Source organism: Pseudoflavonifractor phocaeensis (genome assembly GCF_021531375.1).
Taxonomy (GTDB): Bacteria; Bacillota; Clostridia; order Oscillospirales; family Oscillospiraceae; genus Lawsonibacter; species Lawsonibacter phocaeensis_B.
In genome coordinates this window covers 15,290-36,926 of record NZ_JADYTU010000018.1, presented here as the reverse complement: position 1 = coordinate 36,926, position 21,637 = coordinate 15,290, and the positions used below count along the sequence as shown (strand labels likewise).

Genomic DNA, 21,637 nt, shown 5'->3' with positions numbered 1-21,637 from the left:
GGATATGAACAACCGCAGGCGGAAATCGTTTCTTCACTTTCTCCGGTCTTTCTTTATTATGGCAGGTTTTCTTCCATTCTTCAACGTTTATCTTCCGATCCGTCATTTTCCCGGTCACGTCAGCAGAAAAGCGCCTGGAATCATAGATTCCAGGCGCTTTTGGCCGGCAGGATGGGCCCCGCGACATATTTGGAAGCTCAATTCTTCGTGGCCACGATGAGCCGGATGCGTCCCCCGGCGGAATAGCCCAGGTTATCATACCATCCCGTCAGAGTATATTCAGAGGCGTTGATCTCCGACAGAGTGGTCGCGTAGTAATCCCGGGCGCCGGTGGTATCCCGCAGCAGGACCTGCACCCCCTCATCCAGGGCATATTGCTTGTTCCCGGACACGGCATACAGGTCACTCAGGGCGTCAATGCCGACCGCCGTGAGCTGGCGGATACTGTTCAGACTGCCGTCCTCATAGATCAGCGCCGCTCCGCCGGTGCTGACGCCGTATGCCCTTCCGCTGCTGCTGATGCTGTAAGTCGTCCCGTTCCGGATATATTGGTAACTTCCGGAAGCGTTCATATCTTCAAAGTCATTTTCCACCTTGGTCAAGTAGACATAGGGATTGATATCGCCCGTGGCCTCGTTGAGTACCAGACGATTGATGTCGCCGTTGGAGTCCAGGGTATAGTACCGCACATCGCCGGCGGTCAGCGTTGCCCCGGCCAGACGGGAGGGGTAGATGCGGACGTAGCCGCCGCTACCGTCGGTATCCAGGATCTCCACCCCGGGTGCGAGATCATACCCGGCAAACCGGGTGCCGTCGGCATTGACTGTGCCCGACAGGCTTTTGCCGGAAATGCCCTTGACGGTCGTATCCCCTTGGGCAACCGAGACACTCACCAGCCGTCCGGCGGCCAGTTCGCTGCCGCTGTGATAGAAGGTTCGGACGGTGCCGTCCGTGCAGGCCACCTGGGTCACTACCTGGACGCTGGCGGCAGCGGAGGAGGTGGTGGACGAGGAGGACGCCGCCTTGGCGCTGGACACCACCACGCCATAGTAGACTGATTCGCTGTCCTGGGGGGAGATCACGTCCACAATATCGCCGTTCATGCCCAGCAGCACGGTGACCAGATCGCCCGGGGCAAACTCGCCTTGACTGGACAGCTTATAGGCGGCGGTGGAAGTGGCCACCGGGTAGGTGACCCCGGCCACGGTGGCGGAGGTGGGGGAGGTTTTGCTGGGAGACAGGCTAGTGAGGGTGCCGGTCACCCGGTCGCTGTATACCCAAACGGTACGCAGGTTGGAGTTATAGTAGTAGACGTCGTACTGCTTGACGGCGGACAGGTCGGCGGCGGAGCCGTTCCGGTAGACGGCGATGCCGGAGGTGGAGAAGGGCACCGTCACCCCGCCGTCGGTGGCGGCCACATAGGGTCCCTTGGTGTTGCTGTTCACCAAGGCGGAATAGTCCACCTCGCCGTTGGTAACGGTGTAGCCCAGGGTGGTACCATAGACTGCGCCGCCGCTGGTGTCACTGACCAGCAGGTTGTAGAAGAGTGTGACACAGTCCCGGCGCGTCAAGGTCTGGCCCTGGGAAGCGGTCACATCGTCCAGCAGGCCGATGGCGCCGGCTTTAGACAGCTGGGCGGAGGGGAAGGAGCCGGCCAGGCTGCCCGAGTCATAGCCCAGCAGCCGCAGCAGGGCGGTGCAGGCCTCCTCCAGGGTGATGGTGTTCTCCGGACGGAAGGTGCCGTCCACATAGCCGCACATCCAATTCTGCTCCACCGCCAGCTTGATGTACTCGCCGGCCCAGTGGCCGCTCTTCACGTCTTTGAACAGGGAGACTCCGGAGCCCACGCCGATGGTATCCTGATAGCTGGAGGCGGCCGTCATCATGGTAACGAATTCCGCGCGGGTGACGGAAGCATTCAACTTCATATCGCCTTGGTCATCCCCCACCATGATGCCCAGGGCCCGGATGGTCTCCAGGGTGGTGGACTGGTCCACGGCGGAAGCCGTTCCCACACATCCCAGGGTCAACACCAGAGACAGCGCGGCGGCCAAGGCGGTCAAGCGATGTTTCATATCTCATCTACTCCTTTTTCAACTCAAATCAGGGCTCAGTCATAGCGCAGCGCGTCAATTGGGTTCAGCTTTGCCGCCTTTTTGGCGGGAAGGTAGCCGAACAGTACGCCGATGCCCACCGAGATGCCGAAAGCCAGCAGGACCGCACCCAGGGTAGGGGCCACGGTCAGCGTAGTCTCCATGGCTCTGGTGATGACCACGGAGGCCGCGGAGGACAGAATATACCCCAGCAGAATTCCGATGACCCCGCCCAGAGCGCTGGTGGCCGCCGCCTCGATGACGAACAGCTGCATGATGTAGCGTTCCTTGGCCCCCAGGGACTTTCGAATGCCGATCTCTCGCGTGCGCTCGGTGACGGACACCAGCATAATGTTCATAATGCCGATACCGCCCACCACCAGAGAGATGGCGGCGATACCAGCCAGTACACAGACCAGAATGTTTATCATACTGGTCATGGTCTCCAGCATCTGGGCCATGCTGGTAACGGTGTAGAAGTCGTCGCTTTCAAAAAAGCTGTAGAGCGCGTTTTCCAGCGCCGTCTTACTCTCATTCAAGGTGTCTTCACTTCTGACGGTGACCACAAAGGAAGAGATCTGCCCGGACAGGCGGGACGCGGTGGAATAGGGCAAAAAGAGGCAGTCGTCTGCGCCGCCTTCCTCCAGTGACTCGCTCTGCTGCTCGATGACCCCCACGATGGTCAGGCTGGTGCCCCCTACCCGAAGGGTCTGGCCTACGGCGCTGCCCCCGTAATACGCCTGGTCCACATAAGCGCCCACCACACACACGCGGCTGCGCTGGAGGATATCGCTGTATTGGAGGTTTCGGCCCTTGGAGATGGTGTAATTTTTAATGGCGAGGTAATCCTCGCTGACGCCGGAAACTGAAGTGCTGGTGGTGTCCGAGCCGATCTTGACCGATGCCATCATACCGGCGGTGGGGGAACACAGATCCAGGTATTGGCTGTTTTCTTCCACGATGCCGTACATGTCCTCCACATCTATGGTGCGGGTGGCTCCCCGGGACATGACTGAGACCGTGAGGGTGTCAGTGCCAAGGTCGGAAAAGCTGTCGGTAACGTAGCCTTCCAGGCCGTTGCCAAGACCCACAATGATGATAACGGCGGCCACGCCGATGATGATGCCCAGCATAGTCAGCAGGGTCCTGGTTTTGCTGGACACAATATTTTTCAGGGCCAGCTCCAGAGATTCCAGAATGCTCACAGGGCCGCGCCTCCCTTCGCTCTCGCCGCCCGGGGGATAACCACCGCCTCCGGTGCGTCGGAGGGACCGTCATAGACCACCCTGCCGTCCTCCAGACGGATGATCCGCTGTGCCTGGACGGCGATGGAGTTGTCATGGGTGATCAGAACCACGGTGTTTCCGGCGGCGTGGAGGTCCTGGAGCAGGGCGAGGACCTCCCGTCCGGTCCTGGAGTCCAGCGCACCGGTGGGCTCATCAGCCAGAATGACCGCCGGCCGCCCCACCAGCGCCCGTGCGATGGACGCCCGCTGCTGCTGGCCGCCGGACAATTGATTGGGACGGTGCTTCCACTTGTCCTCCAGCCCCACCCGCTCCAGGGATTCCATGGCGCGGCGGCGGCGCTCCGCCTTGCCCACGCCGGCGTACATCAGAGGGACCTCCACGTTTTCCAGCAAATTCAGCTTGGGCAGCAGATTGTACTGCTGAAAAATAAAGCCCAGCAGCTCATTTCGGATCTCCGCCAATTTGTTTTTATTCATCTCGCCCACATCCCGGCCGTCCAGGAGATAGGTGCCCTCCGAAGGGACGTCCAGGCAGCCGATAATATTCATACAGGTGGATTTTCCCGAGCCCGAAGAGCCCACGATGGCCACAAATTCCCCTTTTGAAATCTGAAACGAGATATGGTCGGCGGCTGTCACGGTGGAATCTCCCATGTGGTAATATTTGCAGACCTGTTGAAATTCGATCAGCGCTCTCATCTCAGAATCCTCCCCGGCCGCCGCCCGGGCCGTTCCCGCCGGGTCCTGCACTGGGCATACCGCCGCCCATGTTTGCGCCAGGCATGCCGCCCATCATTCCCATTTCAAACTCTCTGCTGGAGGAACCGGTTTGAATGTAGACCACGGTGTCCCCCTCCTGCAGGCCCGAGGTGACTTCCAGATAGCTGTCATTGCCTGTCCCTGTTGTAATCCGGACGGAGACATAGCCGTTTTCATCGGCCTCGCCGCCGGCGGCGCTGGGCGAGTCGGCCGTGACCAGTACCGTGTTGCCCCGCTGGAGGGCGGCGGAGGGGATGGCCAGCACGCCGCTGACGCTGTCCAGCACAATGGTGGCGTCCACATTCATACCGGGCAGAAGACCCTCAGTCTCATCAATGCGGATGGTGACGGGGTAGGTGGTGACGCCATTGGAGTAGGTACCGGCTACGCTGACCTTGGTGACCACCCCCTCATAGGTCTTGCCATCCACCGCGTCGGCGGTGATGGAGACGGTCTGGCCCGCCCGGATGTCGGAGATGTCCAGTTCGTCCACGCTCAGCGTCATGGTGAGATAACTCAGGTCATAGATGGTACACAGCACCTGGTTGGACTCGGAGATCTCACCGGCGTTATAGTTCTTGTCGATGATGGTGCCCTTGATGGGGGCGGTGATGGTGTAATCGTCCAGCTGGTCATAGCGGTTTTCCAGAGAGATCTCCGCGTTGCGAAGGGAGTCGGCTGCGTTCTGTACCGAGTCGTCCACGGTGTCGCTGGTCAGCACCACCAAGGTCTGGTTTTTGGACACCCGGTCGCCCTCGGATACCAAGACGCTGCTGACCTCGCCGGAAACCTTGGCGGTGACGGTTTTCTCCTGGCTGTACGTAAAGGTGCCGCTGCTGACGCTGGTGACGGCGCCTACGGCGGCGCTTGCACTCTGGCTGGTGGACAGGCCGCCGGGATTGCTCACATCAATGGTGACGGTCCGGACCATCACGTTGCCAGTGAGGATGACGGTATTGCCGCTGACTTTGGAAATGGTGCCGGGGAGGGTCTCAAAGGTGCTGTCCAGAGTCACGTCGGCGCCTTGACCCACATAGAAGCCTTCCGCCTCGTCGGCAAGGAAATCGACCTCCAGGCTCATGGTATCGGAGTCCCGGATGGTGGCGATGGTCTGTCCCGCATTGACCTCATCCCCTACCTCCACGTCCAGGGTATACACCCGTCCGGCCGCGGCGGCAGCAATATTCAGATCCTCCTGGTTCTCCAACTGCCGCTGATAACTGCGCTGGGCCTGCTGCAGAGAGATCTCAGACTGCTCCAGAGAATTGGCCGCATCGGAGGAATCGAGGGTATACAGCACAGCGCCCGCCTCCACCTCGTCCCCCTCCTCAAAGTCGGCGGTGAGGATGGTGTCCTCCAACAGGGTTGTCACGGAGTAGGAATCGGCGGCTTCCAGCGTGCCGCTCCCGGTGATCGACGAGGTGATGTCCCGCCGCTCCACGGCGGCAGTGGTATAGGAGAGGTCAGCCGCCGGGGCCGCGCCCCCTCTTCCGCCCAGGAAGTGGACTCCTGCGCCAACCACAAGGGCGCAGACCACCACCAGCGCAACGATCCGCTTTTTGCCCAAACGCTTGCGGGAAGCCTTGCCCTTTCCCCCCCCGCCCTGGGAGGTGTTAGGTTCCTCCTGTGGAGCGGATGACTTCTTCAATAATGGCAGGTTCATGGGAAAACCGTCCTTTCCATGTAAGGTAGTTCCATTGAAGGTCTCCATTGTATGCGCGAAATTTAAACAGCCGGGGGCAGAAAACGAAATTTTTTCTAAACAGAATCCAAATATTTTATGCCGCCTATTGGGGGGGCCCATTGGACAGCAGCAAAGGCAGGGAGTTCTCCCCGCCTTTGCTGAGCAATATACCCTACGATACGTCGCCGTGTCGTCATCATGACGGCCTGCGTCCCTAACCGTTCAGCCGGTAGCCCGCCCCCCACACGGTCTCAATGATTTTTGGATGGTTGGGGTCATCCTCGATCTTATCACGGACCCTTCCAATGTGAACGGTGACGGTAGCGCTGTCCCCTACATAATCATAGCCCCAGATGGTCTCGAACAGCCGGTCCTTGGAAAAAACAATGTTGGGGTACGACGCCAGAAATTTCAGCAGTTCAAATTCACGGTTTGGCATTTTGATTTCCTGGCCGCCTTTATAAACTTTCCAGCTCTGGGGGTAGATCTCCAGATCTGCCACCGCAATGACCTTGTCCCTGGCCTGAAGGACCTCGGGCCTGGTCAGCCGCTCATAACGGCTGAGATGGGATTTGACCCGAGCCACCAATTCAGCAGGGTCAAAGGGTTTGGGGATATAGTCGTCCGCCCCGAGGCCCAAGCCCCGGATCTTATCCACCGACTCCGACCGGGCAGTGACCATCAGGATGGGCACGTCGATCCGGTCCCGAATGAGCCGGCAGATGTCGTATCCGTTGCAGCCGGGCAGCATCAGGTCCAACAGGATCAGATCGTACCCGCCGTTGACGGCCTCACCCACCGCGGTCTGGCCGTTATCCACCAGAACAGTCTCGAACCCCTCGATCTCCAGATAGTCCCGCTCCAGCATGGCAATCTCCCGGTCGTCCTCTACAATCAGAATTTTGCTCATCTTTATCCTCCATGTACCTCTTCCGCCGGGTACTTCTCAATACAATTTTCCGGATATGGCGTACCTGCCATGATCCGCGGCCGCTGTACAGATGTGCAGTCTCAGATGACCGTATCACTTTCCGCGCCGCCGCCCTCTCGTCTGGGCAGGGCGATCTCAAAGACCAGTCCGTGGTCGTTCTTTGCCCGGATGGTCCCCCCGTGGGCCTCCACGATATATTTCACGATATACAGCCCAAGGCCGCTGCCCTCGCCGCCCCGGCTACTTCTGGATTGATCTCCCCGCCAGAACTGCTCAAAGAGGTGGGTGAGCTGTTCCTCCGGTACACCCTGGCCATTATCGGCAAAGCGCAGGCATTCCCACTCCCCCTGCCGCCAGAGCGTCAGGGTCAACACCAGGGGCTGGACCCCCGCGTAGCCCAGGGCGTTCTCCTTCAAATTGGTCAGCACACGGTACATCTGCTCCTCATCCAGTTGGACCGGACGGCGGACCGGCACTTGCTGTAGGACTACCTGACCGCCGGAGTGCTCCAGCTCCTCCCGGGCCTCATCGGCAAACCGCTGCACAAAATTGCCCAGGTCCGCTGGCACCAGGAAAAGAGGCAGATTGCCTGTCTCCAGCTTGGAGAAATAAAACAGCCGTTGAAGCAGCCGGTCCATGTCGCAGGATTTCCGGTAGGCAATATCCAAATACTGGGACTGCTTTTCGGGGGTGTTGGCTACTCCGTCCCGCAGCCCCTTTATGTAGCCCTTCACCGAGGTAAGCGGGGTTCGCAGATCGTGGGAAATGCCGGCCACAAGGTCGGTCCGCGCCTGTTCGTAGGCAGCATTCTTCTCCCGCTCCTGGAGCAGATGCTTTTGCATGTGGTCGAAGGCGGCGCATACAGAAGAAAACTCGTCCTGCCCCTTGTAGTCCACAGGCGTGGACAGGTCCCCCTCCTCCACCCGCTTGGCCGCGTCAGTCAGGGCATTGATCGGGCGCATGATCTGCTTGATCTGTTGGCGGGAAAACAGCAGACTGAGCAGGACGATGATGCCAATGGCAGTTACGCCGCTCACCAGCAGCGAGATCATGGTGGCCTCAGAACGCATTCTCTGCCGCCCAAACATTTCCGGCATCTGCGGCAGCGGCATGGCCACTATGGTATACTCTCCGCTGCGCCGTCCAACCATCAGGGTTCCTTCGTTCTGTATGGTCAGCGTTCCATCCTCCGGCCAGGAGGCGGCATCTGAAGTCCTCTGGTACAGCGCGTCCTGAAATTGGTTCAGGGAGGAATACACCGGCTGGTGCTCCTGCTCAACGACCAATCGGTAGTTCATCTCATGCAGCTGTCGATCCAGCTGAAGCCAGTCCCGGTCCAGTTCCGTCCAGTTGTTCAACAGCCCCTGGACCATGGCCAACCGGTCATCCGCCACCGGACTCTCCTGCTGCCGATAAAAATCGGAGATCCAGTGAACCGTCCCCCAATTGACCACAAGCATGATAATCAACGCAGCTATCACCGACAACGTATTATAGAAAAAAATTCGTTGTTTGATTCGCAAGCCTATCACCCCTATAATATATTTTACATCAAAAATATAAACAGGTCCGAATGAATTGCTAAACTTTTCTTAAACAATCGCTGAACCTTTTGAAATAGGCGCTCACTTATTTTCTGTAAGTCTCTTCTATAAACGTAGAAATATATCTTCACCCCTATCTTTCCAAAACAAAAAAGTCTAAAAAAACACCGTGTATCAGTTGCCTTCCAATTGGCCTGATACACGGTATTTATGTAGCGGAGTAATCGAGGGATTATATGAACAAGAGCCAGACAAACTGCAGGTGTTCGTCTGGCTCTCTTTTGTAACATCACAACATGATAGATGCTTCCATTCTCAGGGCTGCACCCAAAACCAAATCGAAGCCCAGCGAACGGGTTCGATTTGGAACGGAGGAGCAGCGGCAGGCGCGCGCTCTGACTTTTGTAAAAAAGTCGGAGCAAGCGATATAACGCTTGCTCCGACGTGGTGGAGCAAGTGAAACGGTAGACGAACCAATCCAAGTCCTTATTGTCAGACCGGCAGTCATACTGTTGAAAATCCAGCTCACTGTATTCCGCGGATAAAAGAATCTTGACACCGTTGGTCCCGCAAGTTATAATGAGGATAGAAAAGGCGTTGCCGATAAGCGGTCAGCCTTTCGTGTTAGTTTACAAAGCTAAGCCCTGAAACCGTCACTTGGCCGAGTGGCGGTTTCTGCTTTTTACAACAATCGTGATCGTGTAAGACCCGATGTGAAATGTAATACGCATAGCCTCACCTCCCTTTCAGGAAGTGTTGCTGACCGCCTACCGTTTTATGGCAACGCCTTGCTCCCATGTGGGAGCTTTTTTATTATAGCAACAGCTACATAATTTGTCAATTTATGGGGAGGGCAGTATGGCCAACAGATACACCGATTCGTTTAAGCGTAACATGGTACAGCTTGCATCGCAAGACGGCACAGACATAACCTCACTCTGCAAAGAAAACGGTATTTCCCGCAGCACTCTTTACAAGTGGATGTCAGATTACAAGCCGTTTCATGCGGACACGATCACTCTACACGAATTTGAAACGCTGAAACGCCAGGTAGAAACTCTTAGGCTTGAAAATGAAATCTATCGAAAGATACTTCCCTTACTTATGCTGTCAAGAGATCAGAAGGCATCGGTAGTGGATGCGTTAAAACCTGAATACAGTTTTTATACCCTATGCCGTCTGATCGGCTTACATCACAGCACCTATATCAATCGACAAAAAAGCAAAGGCAAGACAAAGGTCATTGATGCCGATGATGCTATTTTTCGAGAGCAGATCATTTCCGTTTTTGAGCAGAGCCAGCGCCGCTTTGGCGCTAAAAAAATTCGTGCCAAGCTGATGAAACAGGGTCTTACAATCAGCGAAAGAAGAATTTCCCGTATCATGAAAGAATCCGATTTACACCCGCCTAAGCCCTTGGAGAAAAACGCTACCTTTCAGCGGCAATATCGCTACTATCCCAATCGTCTGCGTCGGGAATTTGAACAGCCACGGCCAAACATGGTATGGGTCAGTGACATTACTTACGCCAGAGTTGCCGATGATGTAGCCTATATCTGTGTGGTAATTGATTTGTTTTCCAGAAAGGTTCTCTCCTACTCCATCTCTGAATTCATCAATACCAACCTTACCGCAGACGCTTTTCAAAAAGCATTTTTCCTGCGAAGAAAACCCAAAGATTTGATTTTCCATTCCGATCAAGGCGCACAATACACTTCGTTTGAATTTCGGCAGCTCCTATCTGACCACAAGGTGCAGCAGTCCTTTTCCCAACCCGGAAATCCATTGGACAATGCGGTGGCGGAGTCCTTCTTTGCTTCACTCAAAAAGGAACAGTTCAAATTCAACCTTTACAACAACCTTCATGAGCTTGAGAACAGTGTAACAGAATATATAGAATACTACAACGGCTTTCGCCCGCATCAGACACTTCATCAAAAAACGCCTGACGAATTTGAAGCAGAATATTATAAAAATACTGAGGCTTTTTGAGTGTCCGAAAGCGGATGTTCACAAAGCCTCAGTATTTCAAATGGTGGAGGCGGGGAGAGTTGAACTCCCGTCCGAAAACGCATCCACAAGAACTTCTCCGGGCGCAGACGGTTATTGCGGGAGTCTTGCTCTCCCCGTTCCCCTCACCCCGGGCAAGCCGTCACGCCCGGGGATCAGGTGAGCTTCATGATGCATGGCACGCGCAAAGCTTAGCGTACTCACGTCCACCACTAAACGACGCCTGATCCGGGCTCGTGGCCCTTCCCGGTCAGACGGCCGCCTTTAATTAGGCAGCGTAAGCGTATTCGTTGTTGTTCTTTAATTTATAAAGAAGCCCGTTTTAAGGTGGCCAGGCGCCACCGCCCGCTATTCCTGATTCAACGTCCCCGTCGAAACCGGTACGCCCCCTCGTCGTCGACGCAAGCTTCGTATCGTTCGCTTTCACGCAAGCGTAAAAGCTCATTCACTTCGCTGCGTCTCCTCTCCAAATCGGACCCGCTGACGCCGGGCTCCGATTTGGGCCGCCTGCGGCGGAAAACGCGCCTCAGGCGGCCGAGGAGAAAATTCCACAACAAAACGCTTTTATTGTAACCGGACGAGCCGGAATCACACCTTTTCAGGCTCGGGATACTCCACGCCGAAGGTGTCCACGGTGACCTTCTTCATCCGCTGGTCCTCACGGGGGCGGTCGTTCCAGTCGGTCTTGGCGGAGACGATGGCGTCGGCTACCTCCATACCCTCAATGACCTTGCCGAAAGCGGCGTACTGGCCGTCCAGGTGAGGGGCCTTCTCCACCATGATGAAAAACTGGCTGCCGGCGGAGTTGGGATTCATGGCACGGGCCATGGACAGCACGCCCCGGTCATGGGCCAGGTCGTTATGAAAGCCGTTCCCGGTGAATTCGCCCTTGATGGAGTAGCCGGGGCCGCCCATGCCGGTACCCTGGGGGCAGCCGCCCTGGATCATGAAACCGGGGATACAGCGGTGGAAGATCAGGCCGTCATAAAAACCCTTGTTCACCAGGCTGATAAAGTTGTTGACGCTGTTGGGGGCCACTTCAGGATACAGCTCCGCCTTGATGACGCCGCCGTTCTCCATCTCAAACGTAACGATAGGATTGGACATGATATTTGACTCCTTTTCTGTCTTCTGATCGGCACAGTATGCTCTGCCGCATATTCCGTTATCGGTTCCGGGTTTTCATGACCCGGTCCATCTCCCGCTTGGCGTCCTTTCGGGCGGCCGACTCCCGCTTGTCATAGAGCTTCTTGCCCTTGGCCAGACCGACCTCCAGCTTGACCCGGGGGCCCTTGAAGTAGACGGCCAGCGGGATCAGGGAGTAGCCATCCTGCTTGATCCGGCCGAAGAGCCGCATGATCTCCCGTTTGTGCATCAGCAGACGGCGGGGACGGCGGGGATCTTTGTTAAAAATATTGCCCTTCTCGTAGGGGCTGATGTGCATCCCCAGGACCGACATCTGCCCTTCCTTGATGATGCAGAAGGAATCCTTCAGATTCACGTTGCCCAGGCGGATGGACTTGACCTCGGTGCCTGCCAGTTCGATGCCGGCCTCGTATTTTTCCTCGATAAAATAATCGTGGTAGGCTTTGCTGTTTTTTGCGATCACCTTGACCGCCTCGCCCATGGCCGACACCTCCTTCCCTGGGAACGTGGTATGTTAATGTATCATATTTAATGAAAAAAAGCAAGGGGAAATAAGCGGAAGTATCCCCCGGAGGGCGCTGATCCGGGCCAGCGCCCTTTGTCCCGGCTTACAATGCGCAGTAGGCGCAGGGTTCCTCCACGGTAACGGTGTATTTTTCCAACAGGGACACCGGATGGTAGGACAGCTTGCTGGTACGCAGGCCCGGGTCCCCGGCATCGTCCTCCCGGTTGATGAAGTGGACGCCTTCATGGGCAAACTGCTGGGCAAACTGGGCCACCAGCATCTGGTAGCAGCCCTCATAATCCCGGTCCGCCTTCTCAATGTGGGTGAACAGGGTATCTCCCAGCACCTCTCCCAGGGAAAAGCCGGCGATCTCGCCCTCCACCAGAAGCATGCCGCCCAGCAGGTCATAGAGACTGAAGTTGTCCAGTACCTCATGGGTCTTGGCGATATCCTCATGGAAGGAGGCCGCCGACTTGTCCCAGCGGCTGGCGTACCGGTCCAGGAAGGCCTTGACCGCCGGGATATCCTCGGCCCCTATGGGGCGGAAAGTCCAGTTTCCATAGGTCTTCAGGAATTTGTTCACATGGTTGCGCTGGCCGCTGAGCTTTTTTCCCCGAAAATATTTCAGATCCTCCGCCCGGTACAGGTAGTCAAAGCTGTCCCGGGCCGCGATGGCGGCGCTGTTGGGGAAAAATTGCTGAAGCCGCTCCAGTTCATCCTTGGGGACGGGGTAAAAGGAGATGGGCATGTTCCGGCGGCAGCAGTAGTCGGCGATCTGGCGGTAGTGCTCCGGCCGTCCGCCGCCCAGGGGCAGCGTAAAGGTATTCCCCAGCTCGGGGTAGAACACTTTAAAGTAGAGGGAGCCGTCGTAGATGGCCCACTCGGTCTGATACATATCGCGCCAGATAAAGACGGTGCCGGGGGTCGTGTCGCAGATCCGGCTGCCGCTGTAGCCAAAAAACCGGCGCAGTTTGGGCAGGTCTTCCAGCTGAAGGGGTTGGAAATCAAGCATATATTCAAATCCTTGCGTTTATTTTTCTGTGGTCCTTTCCATTATACCCGACAGCCGGCCGTAATACCAGCCTGTGACGCCCTCTTTTTTGCACAAAATGCCCTGTCGCGTGGCGGCCACCACAGTCAGCCGGTCGCCCGGAGTCACGGGCAGGGCGTAGTCGGTGGAGTCTTCGCACCACAGGCCGTTTGGGCCACGTCGGAGGTAGCGGTTCAGGATAGGCAGGACCCGTCCGGTCTCCCGGTGGCGGCACAGGGAGGTCTCCTCCCCCTCCTCCAGCAGATCCAGGGCGCTGCGGCCCCAACGGATGTTGACGGAGTCCGCCGAGGCCTCCTGACGGTCCAGGGCCACGGCGGTGGGCAGGCCGTCCCAGGCGGTCCAAGACAGCTGGTCGGAGTCCTCCGAGGGAAGGATCAGGGCGTTGAGTTGGCCGTCGATCTTGAGCACACAGCCCCCGTCGATGGAAGCGATCTTCCGGTCGTGCAGGATGATGGGGGCGGCGGAGGGTATTTTGGGATCGTACAGGGTGACGGGCCAATGGCCTACCACCACCCATTTGGAGAAGGAGCGGCCCTGGTCCAGAAAGTCGTCGTTTTTCATGCAGCGCCAGCGGTCCAGCTCCTCCATCCCTTCCAGGGAGGGGACGCCGCCGTGGACAAAGACCAGGTGCTCTGTCTCCAGAATGGTGGGCAGGGACTTCAGCCAGGCCCAGATCTCCGGATAGGCGGCCCGCAGGTCGGCCCGGAGCCGGGGCAGGTCCTCCAGCTGCTCAAAGCCCCCCTCCCGGGCCAACTGCCGCAGGGTGGATTCGGGGTGCTGGGGGAGGTAAACGGAGAAAAAGCGCCGGTCCAGGGCGTCCGTCTCAAAGAACCGGAGGACCAGACCGTCGCAGTTGCCGCACAGGGGGTAGACGGTGTGGGTCCGGCACAGCTCCATCAGATGGCGCAGCAGGGCCAGACTGTTCCGGCCCTTTTCCAGCATATCCCCCACCAGCACCAGAATGTCGTCAGGGGTCAGCCTGATCTGCTCCATCAGTGCCCGGAAGAAAGGCAGATTGCCATGGATGTCGCTGACGGCGATGATCCGATGGCCGGTTGGGAAATTGGGGCGGACCACAGCGGCGCGTTCCATGGCAATACACTCCTTTCCTGATTTGATGGGCATGGATCAGCCCAGCTTGGCCTCCAGGGCCACCCAGCCGTTTTTCTCCCGCTTCCGCGTGATGGAAAGGCCGTTTTTCTTCAGTGCGGCCTCCACCTCATGGGCACGGGTGTCGATGATGCCGGAGCACAGGAACACCCCGTCCTCCGCCAGCATCTGGGGGACCCGGGCGGACAGGGGGATGATAACGTCGGCCACGATGTTGGCCAGCACCAGATGGTATTTCTCCTGGGCCAGCTCAGCGGCCAGAGCGGCGTCGGAGATCACGTCGCCGGCCCGGACGGTATACCGGTCCCGGCCGATGCCGTTGAGGGCGGCGTTCTCATAGGCCACATCCACCGCCTTGGGGTCGATGTCCACCGCCACGGCGGTGCTTGCCCCCAGACACAAAGCGGCGATGGACAAAATGCCGCTGCCGCAGCCCAGGTCCAGGACAGGCCGGCCGGGGACGGTGTGCTCCTCCACCCCCTCCAGACACAGCTGGGTGGAGGCGTGGGAGCCGGTGCCGAAGGTGAGCCCGGGGTTCAGATACAGGGGGCTGCGGCCCTGGGGAACGGGTTCCTCCCGCTCCCATTCGGGGACCACATAGAGCCGCTGGCCGATGGTCAGAGGCTTGTAGTACTTCTGCCAGCTGTAGGCCCAGTCATTGTCAGCCAGGGGCGTTACAGTATATTCCCATCCCAGGCCCCGGGTGTACCGCTCCAGCTGGGCCCGGCCGTCCTCGTCATCGGTGACGTAGAACTTGACCCGGGTGATCCCCTTCATCCGGTCCAGCAGCTCCTGGTCCACATAGTCCCAGTACTGCCGGTTCTGCTCCAGGAACCGGAGGAAATCCCCCTCGTCCTCAATGACCAGTCCGTCCATGCCTGCGGCGGTGAGCCGGACGGTGACCTCGTCCAGCTTTTCGGGGGTGGTGTTCACGGCGATCTCCAGCCATTTGGTATCAGCCATAATGGATTCTCCTTAGATTCATCATAATTTCATCAGTTTGCGGGGGTCTTTGGGCCTACCGCCCACCTTCTCAAATGGACCGGAATTCACCGCTCCACGCCCACATAGAACAGGGCCAGCGTGCCGGGGCCGGAATGGGCGCCGATGACGGGGCCCACATAGTTGATATACACGTTCTGCACGCCGAAGCGGTCCTTGACCATCTGGGCTACCAGCTCCGCGTCCTCGGGGCAGTCCCCGTGGCTGATGAAGACGGTCTGCTCCCGGGGGTCGATGGCGGTCTGCTCCATGCGGTCCACCAGCGCCTTCAGCGCGTTGTGCCGGCCACGGGCCTTCCCAATATTGATCAGATGGCCGTCGTTGTCCACATGGAGCACCGGCTTGATTTGGAGCATCGAGCCCACCACGGCGGTGGTGGCCGAGATCCGGCCGCCGCGCTTCAGGAAGTGGAGGTCATCCACGGTGAACTGGTGGCAGATGTTCAACTTGTGGGACACCACCCAGTCCCGGACCTCCTCGATGGACTTGCCCTTCTCCCGCTCCCGGGCGGCCAGCCAGACCAGCAGGCCCTGGCCCAGAGAGGCACACAGGGTATCCACGGTATACAGCTTCCGGTCGGGATACTTGTCCCGCAGCTCCTCCACGGCCATGGAGGAGGCGTTATAGGTCATGGACAGGCCGGAGGAGAAGGCCAGGATCAGCACATCCTTGCCGGCCTGGAGCAGGGGCTCCAGCACCTGAGTATACTGGGCCACATTGACGGCGGCGGTGGTGGCGTTCTCCTCCTTTCGCAGCATGTCGTAAAAGACCCGGGGGTCCATGTCACGGTGATCGGGGAAATCCTGATAGGTCAGTCCCCGAATGGTGAAGCTGAGGGGCAGGACCCGGATATCATATTGGGCGATCAGGTCGGGACCAAGATCGGCGGAGGAGTCGGTAAGGATCACAAAATCAGACATAAGATAACACTCCTTTGAAAACGGGATAAAGCGGCTCTGGGCAGTTCCGCTTATTTTTTTCCTTTTTTATGGGGGTCTTCTTCAGGCTGGAGCACATCCAGGATACGGGCACAGGCCAGCTGGCCGGCATAGCTCCGCAGGGCCAGATCCAGCGCGATCCGGGCCAGGTCCTCCCGCTGGGCATCCCCGTCGATGGCCTGGGCGGTCTCGGACAGCGCCCGGTCCAGCGCGCGGCAGAAGTAGTCATACAGCTCCTGGGAGCTCTTTCCTGTGGACTGGCCGGCAGCCAACAGGGTGCCGATGTCACGGACGGACAGTACCTTTTTCAGGGCGCACACGGCGGTGAGATAACCCAAATGGACCGGGCCGTACCGCTTGCCCTCTGCCCGGGGCACCAGGCCGTCCTTAATATAGTTGTTGACCATGGCGGAGGTCAGGGCCTCCCCCTCGTCAAAGTGGATCAGTTGCCGCGGCATGTAGGAGATGATCTGGTCCATATACAGCGCCAGATCGGGCAATTCCTCCCATGGGGTGGGACGCTCTTCCTCCATGCGTTTTTTCAGATCAAGCAGTTCTTCCACCGGTGAAAGCCTCCTCTCAATGTAATATTCATTATGCTATCACGCAATATTAAAAACTTCAACCCTGTTTTTTGCTCTCTTCCCTGCGCAGCTCCGTCCGGCGGCGGAGACGCTCCAGAGCCTGGGCATGGTCGGTGGAGCGCATCTTGGGGAAGGCGTTCATCAGACGGCGCTGGCCAAAGGTCTCGCCGTCCATCAGGTCCTGGAGCTTGTCCCGCAGCTCGGCCAAGTCGGCCTTGCGGGCGGCGCGGCGCTGGTCCTTCTGGGCCATCAGCTCGGCTTTGCGCTGGACCAGATTTTCCTTCCAATCCTCCAGATCCTCCTGGAACTCCGCCTTGCGCTCGGCCAGAGACTCCTCCAGATTCTCCCGGCGGTCGGACAGGTTGTCCATCCAATCGTCCAGTTCCTCCCGCAGGTCGGCGCCCTTCTCAGCGGCGTCCAGCACCCGGTCGGCCAGATTTTCTCCAAACTCGTTGGAGGCGGCTTTGATCTTGACAGCCATCTCATCGATCTGGCTGAGCTTGCGGTTGATCTTGGCAATGGTGCGGACCGTGGCCACCAGGTCCACCGCCATGACCGCTCCAAACAGACCCAGCAGCACCCAGCCCAGGGTGTGGGGGATTATGCGGATCAGAAATTCGATGGAGGGGTGGAGAATGTCCACAACAAACAGGCAGGCCAGACCCCAGGCGATGGAAAATTGCAGACAGATGTACCCGTTCAGGTTAAAGGGCTTGTCAGAGTAGTCCCACCAGCGCTGGTGAAAGATCTTCTCCAACACGAAGCCGGTGGCCCACTCCAGAGCGGAGGTAAGGACTACGGAGCCCAGAAACAACAGGAAAAAATTGTGCTTCAGGGGGATGAGGCAGGCCAGGACGATGACCACGCCGAAGCCGTAGATAGGACAGACAGGTCCATTGAGAAAGCCCCGGTTGACAAATTTTCCGGTACTCAGGGCGGCGTAGCTTACTTCGGTACACCAGCCCAGAAAGGCATAGATAAAAAAGATCCACAGGAACTGATACACGTTGGGTCCTCCTTTAAAAGCGGGCAAAAGCGGTCTATGAATAATATAGTATATCACTCCTAAGAAAAAAAGTCTATCCCGTCCTTTCCCCGTCCCCATTCCCCCCGGGTACTGGCAAAGAAATTCCCGGCGATCTCACATATAAATTGAAAAGGCGGATGAGACCTGCTATCATAAAAAACGAAACGGTAAATTCGAACGTATGGAACCATTTTATAGAATTGGAATGTCAGATTATGGAATTTTATGAAAAATTGCAGAAGCTGAGAAAGCAAAAAGGTCTTACCCAGGAAGAGCTTGCAGAAGCGTTATTTGTATCCCGCACCGCAATTTCAAAGTGGGAATCCGGGCGAGGGTATCCAAATATAGATTCTTTGAAAGCAATCTCAAAATACTTCTCCGTGTCGCTGGATGAATTATTATCCAGCGATGAAGCACTCACCATTGCCGAGGAATACAACAAGAGAAAAGAAACCCATTTCCGCGACTTGGCCTTTGGATTGCTGGATTGCAGCGTGTCTATGTTTCTTTTTCTTCCCTTCTTCGGGCAAAAGGCAGACGGTATCATACAAGCGGTCCCGCTGCTCTCGCTGACCGCAATGGAATCTTATGTAAAGATACCGTATTTGATTATTGTCTTTTGGCTCATCATATGGGGAATACTCATCCTTGCACTCCAAAATTGTGAATCGGCGTTATGGCTGCGGAGCAAGTATAAAGTATCTTTGGGCGCAAGTGCACTTGGGGCTCTTTTCTTCATGATAAGCCTACAGCCTTACGCGGCAATGTTTACCTTCATATTCTTGGCGATCAAGGCGCTGATGCTGATAAAATGGGTGTGACACGATTCGTATCATTGATGTGACACACCAATTCTTTCCTGATTTCTGCCGTCGGATTAGATTGTATTTCGGCCAGAGCCAAATACGATCTGAAAGGACGGTCTAGAAATGGAGAAAAAAGATCAGAAGAATTTTTGCGTTGCACTCTGTTTGCTGGTATCATTCGCGCTGTGGACGGCGGCAGTCCGCCGCATTGATGTACAGGCGATCGGGCCAAAGGGTTCCTCGGTGGGCTTTGCCACTTTGAATCGGTTGATTCACAACCTTACCGGGGTGCACATGTCCCTCTATACCATCACCGATTGGTTAGGGTTGGTCCCGCTGTGCTTTATATTGGGATTTGCGCTTCTTGGGCTTGTGCAGCTGGTAAAACGAAGAAGCCTTTTCAAAGTTGATTGCAGTATTCTGGTACTCGGCGGATTCTATATGATCGTAATGGCATTCTATTTATGTTTCGAACTGTTTGTGGTAAATTACAGGCCTGTATTGATCGAAGGATATTTGGAAGCTTCCTACCCATCATCCACAACCATGCTGGTGATGTGTGTCATGCCAACAGCGATGATACAGCTTGATGCCCGAATCAGAAATCAGGGACTCAGAAAGGGCGTCTTTTGTATGCTGAGCACGTTTACTGCATTCATGGTCCTTGGCAGATTGATCTCAGGGGTCCATTGGTTTACAGACATTGTCGGCGGTGCATTACTAAGCGCAGGGCTGGTCATGCTCTACTATGCTGCGATCCATTTGCTGACCCAAAAAGGCTGAACCACTTCTCCTGTTCCCCGGTTCCGTTCCGAAAAGCGGGGCGCACCGGAAATCCGGTGCGCCCCGCCTTGTTGCAGAAAAAAGAGCCCGATTTTCAAAAAATCGGACTCCTTTTTTCAGTTGATGTCAGGACGGGAGATCAGTCCTCGTCGTCTGCCTCCACGGTGTCGTCGCTCAGATCCAGGGAGTACTTGGTCCCGCAGTTGGGGCACTGGATAAAGCCCTCGGCCAGGGCCTCATCATCAATGACGAGAGACTCCTCACAGGTGGGGCACTCCACCTCGAACCAGTCGTCGTCATAGTCCTCCTCATCCTCGTCCATCTCGTCCTCGTCATCATAGACGATGGACTCCACGTCGGCCAGATCGTCGGACAACACGTCGATCTCCTCACCCAGAGCCTGGGAATTCTCCTCCAGGTCCTCGATGGACAGGCCAATCTCCTCCAGAATGCCGATCATCACGGAGATCAGCTTACCCTCCTTGGACTTCTCGGTATCCAGGTTCAGACCCTCGGCCAGGCCCTTCAGATAAGCGACTTTCTCGGAAATAGTCATAACTTGTTCCCTTTCTGAGGCTGTGCCTCACACAGAGGATTTCAGGGGCGCTCCCCCGCTTGAACATTCGGTCTGCAAGCCACGGCTCGCACTGGCTCAGACGCTTAGCCCTTGCAGCGCTCCAGGTACTCGCCGGTACGGGTGTCGATCTTGATCTTGTCGCCGGGGTTGATAAACAGGGGGACCTTGATCTCGGTGCCGGTCTCCAGGGTGGCGGGCTTGGTCACATTGGTGGCGGTGTCGCCCTTGAAGCCGGGATCGGTCTCGGTGACCTCCAGCTCCACGAAGGTGGGGGGCTCCACGCCGAAGACGCTGCCCTTGTAGGACATGACCTTGCAGCTCATGTTCTCCTTGACGAACCGGAAGCTGTCGCCCAGCAGGTCCTTGCTGATGGGCAGCATATCAAAGCTCTCCATGTCCATGAAGTAGTACAGGTCGCCGTCGTTGTAGCTGTACTCCATGTCCTTGCGCTCCACGAAGGCCTGCTCGAACTTGGCGGTGGGGTTGAAAGAGGTCTCGGTCACGCCGCCGGTGATGATGTTCTTCATCTTGGTACGGACGAAAGCGGCGCCCTTGCCGGGCTTCACATGCTGAAACTCGACAACCTGCATGACCTTGCCGTCCATCTCGAAGGTCACGCCATTGCGGAAATCGCTGGCGGAAATCATTGCCATAGGAATCATCCTCCACTATTTATATATAAGCTGATTTATTTTACCCCATTTTCCCCGCTTTGACAAGAGGGTTTCCATGGAATTGCGGGGATTCCCCGCGAATTTTTCGCGCCTTACAGCACGATCAGATCCTTGGGGGAGCGGGTAATATCCTCGCAGCCCCCTTCCTTCAGGATCAGCACATCCTCGATCCGCACGCCGAACCGGACGGGCAGGTAGATGCCGGGCTCGGCGGAGATAACCGCGCCCGCGGGCAGCACGGCGGTCTCGCTGGGGCTGGCGCTGGGTGCCTCGTGGATGTCAATGCCCAGACTGTGGCCGAAGCTGTGGGTAAAATATTCCCCATACCCCGCCTCTTCAATGACCCGGCGGGCGGCCGCGTCCACCTCCTGCCCCGTCACCCCGGCCCGAGCGGCATTGATGCCCGCCTTCTGGGCGGCCAGGACGGTGGCATAGACCCGCTCCATCTCCTCGGTAGGCTGGCCCAGCGCCACGGTTCGGGTCATATCGGAGCAATATCCGTTCAAAACGCAGCCGAAGTCCATGGTGATAAACATCCCCGTATCCACCATCTGGTCCCCGGGTACGGCGTGGGGCATGGAGCCGTTGGCGCCGGAGGCCACGATGGGGTCAAAGGACACCCGCTCTCCGCCCCGGCTCATCATCTCATAGACCAGACGGGCCGCGATCTCCCGCTCCGTCATGCCCGGGCGGATGAAATTCAAGATGGCCTTGAAGGCCTCGTCGGTGATCTTCTGGGCCCGGCGCATGACCTCCAGCTCCTCCTCGTCCTTGGAGGCCCGCAGGGAGTCCAGCAGGGGCTGGGCGGGCGTCAGGATACAGGGCAGCTCCTGGGCGTAGCGCCGGTGGGCGTCCACCGTCAGGCTGGCGCTCTCAAAGCCCACGTTATGCAGTCCATTTTCCTCGATGTAGGCCCGGGCCTGGGCCAGATGGCCGCTGCTCCGGGTGACCAGAGAGACCTGGGCCCCGGTGATCCGTTCCCGGGCGGCCTCGATATACCGGCCGTCGGTGGTGTAGTGGGCCCCCTCCCGGGTGACCAGCAGCATACCCTCCCCGTGGAAGCCCAGGGCATAGCGTTCTCCGGACTGGCTGGTGATGAGCATAGCGTCCAGGCCGTAGTCGGGCAGTTTTTGGGAAATGCGCGCGATATGGTTCATCTATCAAGAC

20 protein-coding genes and 1 other RNA gene are annotated in these 21,637 nt (G+C 57.4%); 3 read left to right on the top strand and 18 right to left on the bottom strand.

Annotation, left to right across the window (positions count from 1 at the left end):
• Positions 1–197 precede the first annotated feature (197 nt).
• The 6 genes from I6E39_RS07440 to I6E39_RS07415 form a co-directional block, all read right to left on the bottom strand.
• Positions 198–2,075 (bottom strand): S-layer homology domain-containing protein, encoded by a 1,878-nt coding sequence (locus I6E39_RS07440; protein ID WP_235380974.1) that lies wholly within the window; start codon positions 2,073–2,075, stop codon positions 198–200.
• Positions 2,076–2,110: 35 nt separating this feature from the next.
• Positions 2,111–3,292 (bottom strand): ABC transporter permease, encoded by a 1,182-nt coding sequence (locus I6E39_RS07435; protein ID WP_478358356.1) that lies wholly within the window; start codon positions 3,290–3,292, stop codon positions 2,111–2,113.
• Between the two features lie 2 nt (positions 3,293–3,294).
• On the bottom strand, positions 3,295–4,038 hold the full coding sequence (locus tag I6E39_RS07430) for an ABC transporter ATP-binding protein (RefSeq protein ID WP_235380972.1): 744 nt from the start codon (positions 4,036–4,038) through the stop codon (positions 3,295–3,297).
• Position 4,039: 1 nt separating this feature from the next.
• Positions 4,040–5,761 carry an efflux RND transporter periplasmic adaptor subunit gene (locus tag I6E39_RS07425; protein WP_235380971.1) on the bottom strand — a complete coding sequence of 574 codons (1,722 nt, stop codon included), beginning with the start codon at positions 5,759–5,761 and terminating at the stop codon, positions 4,040–4,042.
• A gap of 235 nt (positions 5,762–5,996) precedes the next feature.
• Positions 5,997–6,692 carry a response regulator transcription factor gene (locus I6E39_RS07420; RefSeq protein ID WP_235380970.1) on the bottom strand — a complete coding sequence of 232 codons (696 nt, stop codon included), beginning with the start codon at positions 6,690–6,692 and terminating at the stop codon, positions 5,997–5,999.
• A 101-nt stretch (positions 6,693–6,793) separates the two neighbouring features.
• Positions 6,794–8,173 (bottom strand): HAMP domain-containing sensor histidine kinase, encoded by a 1,380-nt coding sequence (locus I6E39_RS07415; RefSeq protein ID WP_235380981.1) that lies wholly within the window; start codon positions 8,171–8,173, stop codon positions 6,794–6,796.
• Between the two features lie 942 nt (positions 8,174–9,115).
• Between I6E39_RS07415 and I6E39_RS07410 the strand changes: the two genes are divergently transcribed.
• Complete coding sequence (locus I6E39_RS07410; protein ID WP_235380969.1) at positions 9,116–10,249, top strand: IS3 family transposase; 1,134 nt, start codon at positions 9,116–9,118, stop codon at positions 10,247–10,249.
• A 41-nt stretch (positions 10,250–10,290) separates the two neighbouring features.
• Here the strand turns inward: I6E39_RS07410 and ssrA are convergent.
• The 9 genes from ssrA to I6E39_RS07365 form a co-directional block, all read right to left on the bottom strand.
• Positions 10,291–10,657: a transfer-messenger RNA gene (ssrA, locus tag I6E39_RS07405) on the bottom strand.
• A 198-nt stretch (positions 10,658–10,855) separates the two neighbouring features.
• Entirely contained in the window at positions 10,856–11,374 is a 519-nt protein-coding gene (locus I6E39_RS07400) for a peptidylprolyl isomerase (RefSeq protein ID WP_235380968.1), read from the bottom strand.
• A gap of 58 nt (positions 11,375–11,432) precedes the next feature.
• Positions 11,433–11,894 (bottom strand): SsrA-binding protein SmpB, encoded by a 462-nt coding sequence (smpB, locus tag I6E39_RS07395; protein WP_235380967.1) that lies wholly within the window; start codon positions 11,892–11,894, stop codon positions 11,433–11,435.
• Between the two features lie 127 nt (positions 11,895–12,021).
• Entirely contained in the window at positions 12,022–12,930 is a 909-nt protein-coding gene (locus tag I6E39_RS07390) for a DUF2156 domain-containing protein (RefSeq protein WP_235380966.1), read from the bottom strand.
• 18 nt (positions 12,931–12,948) lie between these two features.
• Positions 12,949–14,061, bottom strand: a complete 1,113-nt coding sequence (locus tag I6E39_RS07385) for a metallophosphoesterase (RefSeq protein WP_235380965.1) — start codon at positions 14,059–14,061, stop codon at positions 12,949–12,951.
• 36 nt (positions 14,062–14,097) lie between these two features.
• Entirely contained in the window at positions 14,098–15,042 is a 945-nt protein-coding gene (prmA, locus tag I6E39_RS07380) for a 50S ribosomal protein L11 methyltransferase (protein ID WP_235380964.1), read from the bottom strand.
• Between the two features lie 86 nt (positions 15,043–15,128).
• Positions 15,129–16,001, bottom strand: a complete 873-nt coding sequence (locus I6E39_RS07375) for a DegV family protein (protein WP_235380963.1) — start codon at positions 15,999–16,001, stop codon at positions 15,129–15,131.
• A gap of 50 nt (positions 16,002–16,051) precedes the next feature.
• The gene (locus I6E39_RS07370) at positions 16,052–16,582 is read right to left on the bottom strand and encodes a DUF1836 domain-containing protein (RefSeq protein ID WP_235380962.1); all 531 of its coding nucleotides are present in this window, start codon (positions 16,580–16,582) and stop codon (positions 16,052–16,054) included.
• Positions 16,583–16,640: 58 nt separating this feature from the next.
• Positions 16,641–17,609: a putative ABC transporter permease gene (locus tag I6E39_RS07365; protein WP_235380961.1), complete on the bottom strand. Its 969-nt coding sequence runs from the start codon at positions 17,607–17,609 to the stop codon at positions 16,641–16,643.
• Between the two features lie 236 nt (positions 17,610–17,845).
• Between I6E39_RS07365 and I6E39_RS07360 the strand changes: the two genes are divergently transcribed.
• Both I6E39_RS07360 and I6E39_RS07355 read left to right on the top strand, forming a co-directional pair.
• Positions 17,846–18,451: a helix-turn-helix domain-containing protein gene (locus I6E39_RS07360; protein WP_235380960.1), complete on the top strand. Its 606-nt coding sequence runs from the start codon at positions 17,846–17,848 to the stop codon at positions 18,449–18,451.
• 108 nt (positions 18,452–18,559) lie between these two features.
• A complete protein-coding gene (locus I6E39_RS07355; protein WP_235380959.1) occupies positions 18,560–19,219 on the top strand; it encodes a phosphatase PAP2 family protein in 660 nt (219 codons plus the stop codon).
• Positions 19,220–19,358: 139 nt separating this feature from the next.
• Here the strand turns inward: I6E39_RS07355 and I6E39_RS07350 are convergent, their stop codons facing one another.
• From I6E39_RS07350 to I6E39_RS07340, 3 genes are all read right to left on the bottom strand, one after another.
• The gene (locus I6E39_RS07350; protein WP_235380958.1) at positions 19,359–19,775 is read right to left on the bottom strand and encodes a CD1247 N-terminal domain-containing protein; all 417 of its coding nucleotides are present in this window, start codon (positions 19,773–19,775) and stop codon (positions 19,359–19,361) included.
• A 104-nt stretch (positions 19,776–19,879) separates the two neighbouring features.
• Positions 19,880–20,443, bottom strand: coding sequence for an elongation factor P (efp, locus tag I6E39_RS07345; RefSeq protein WP_235380980.1), 564 nt, complete (start codon positions 20,441–20,443; stop codon positions 19,880–19,882).
• Between the two features lie 119 nt (positions 20,444–20,562).
• Positions 20,563–21,627, bottom strand: coding sequence for an aminopeptidase P family protein (locus I6E39_RS07340; protein ID WP_235380957.1), 1,065 nt, complete (start codon positions 21,625–21,627; stop codon positions 20,563–20,565).
• Positions 21,628–21,637 lie beyond the last annotated feature (10 nt).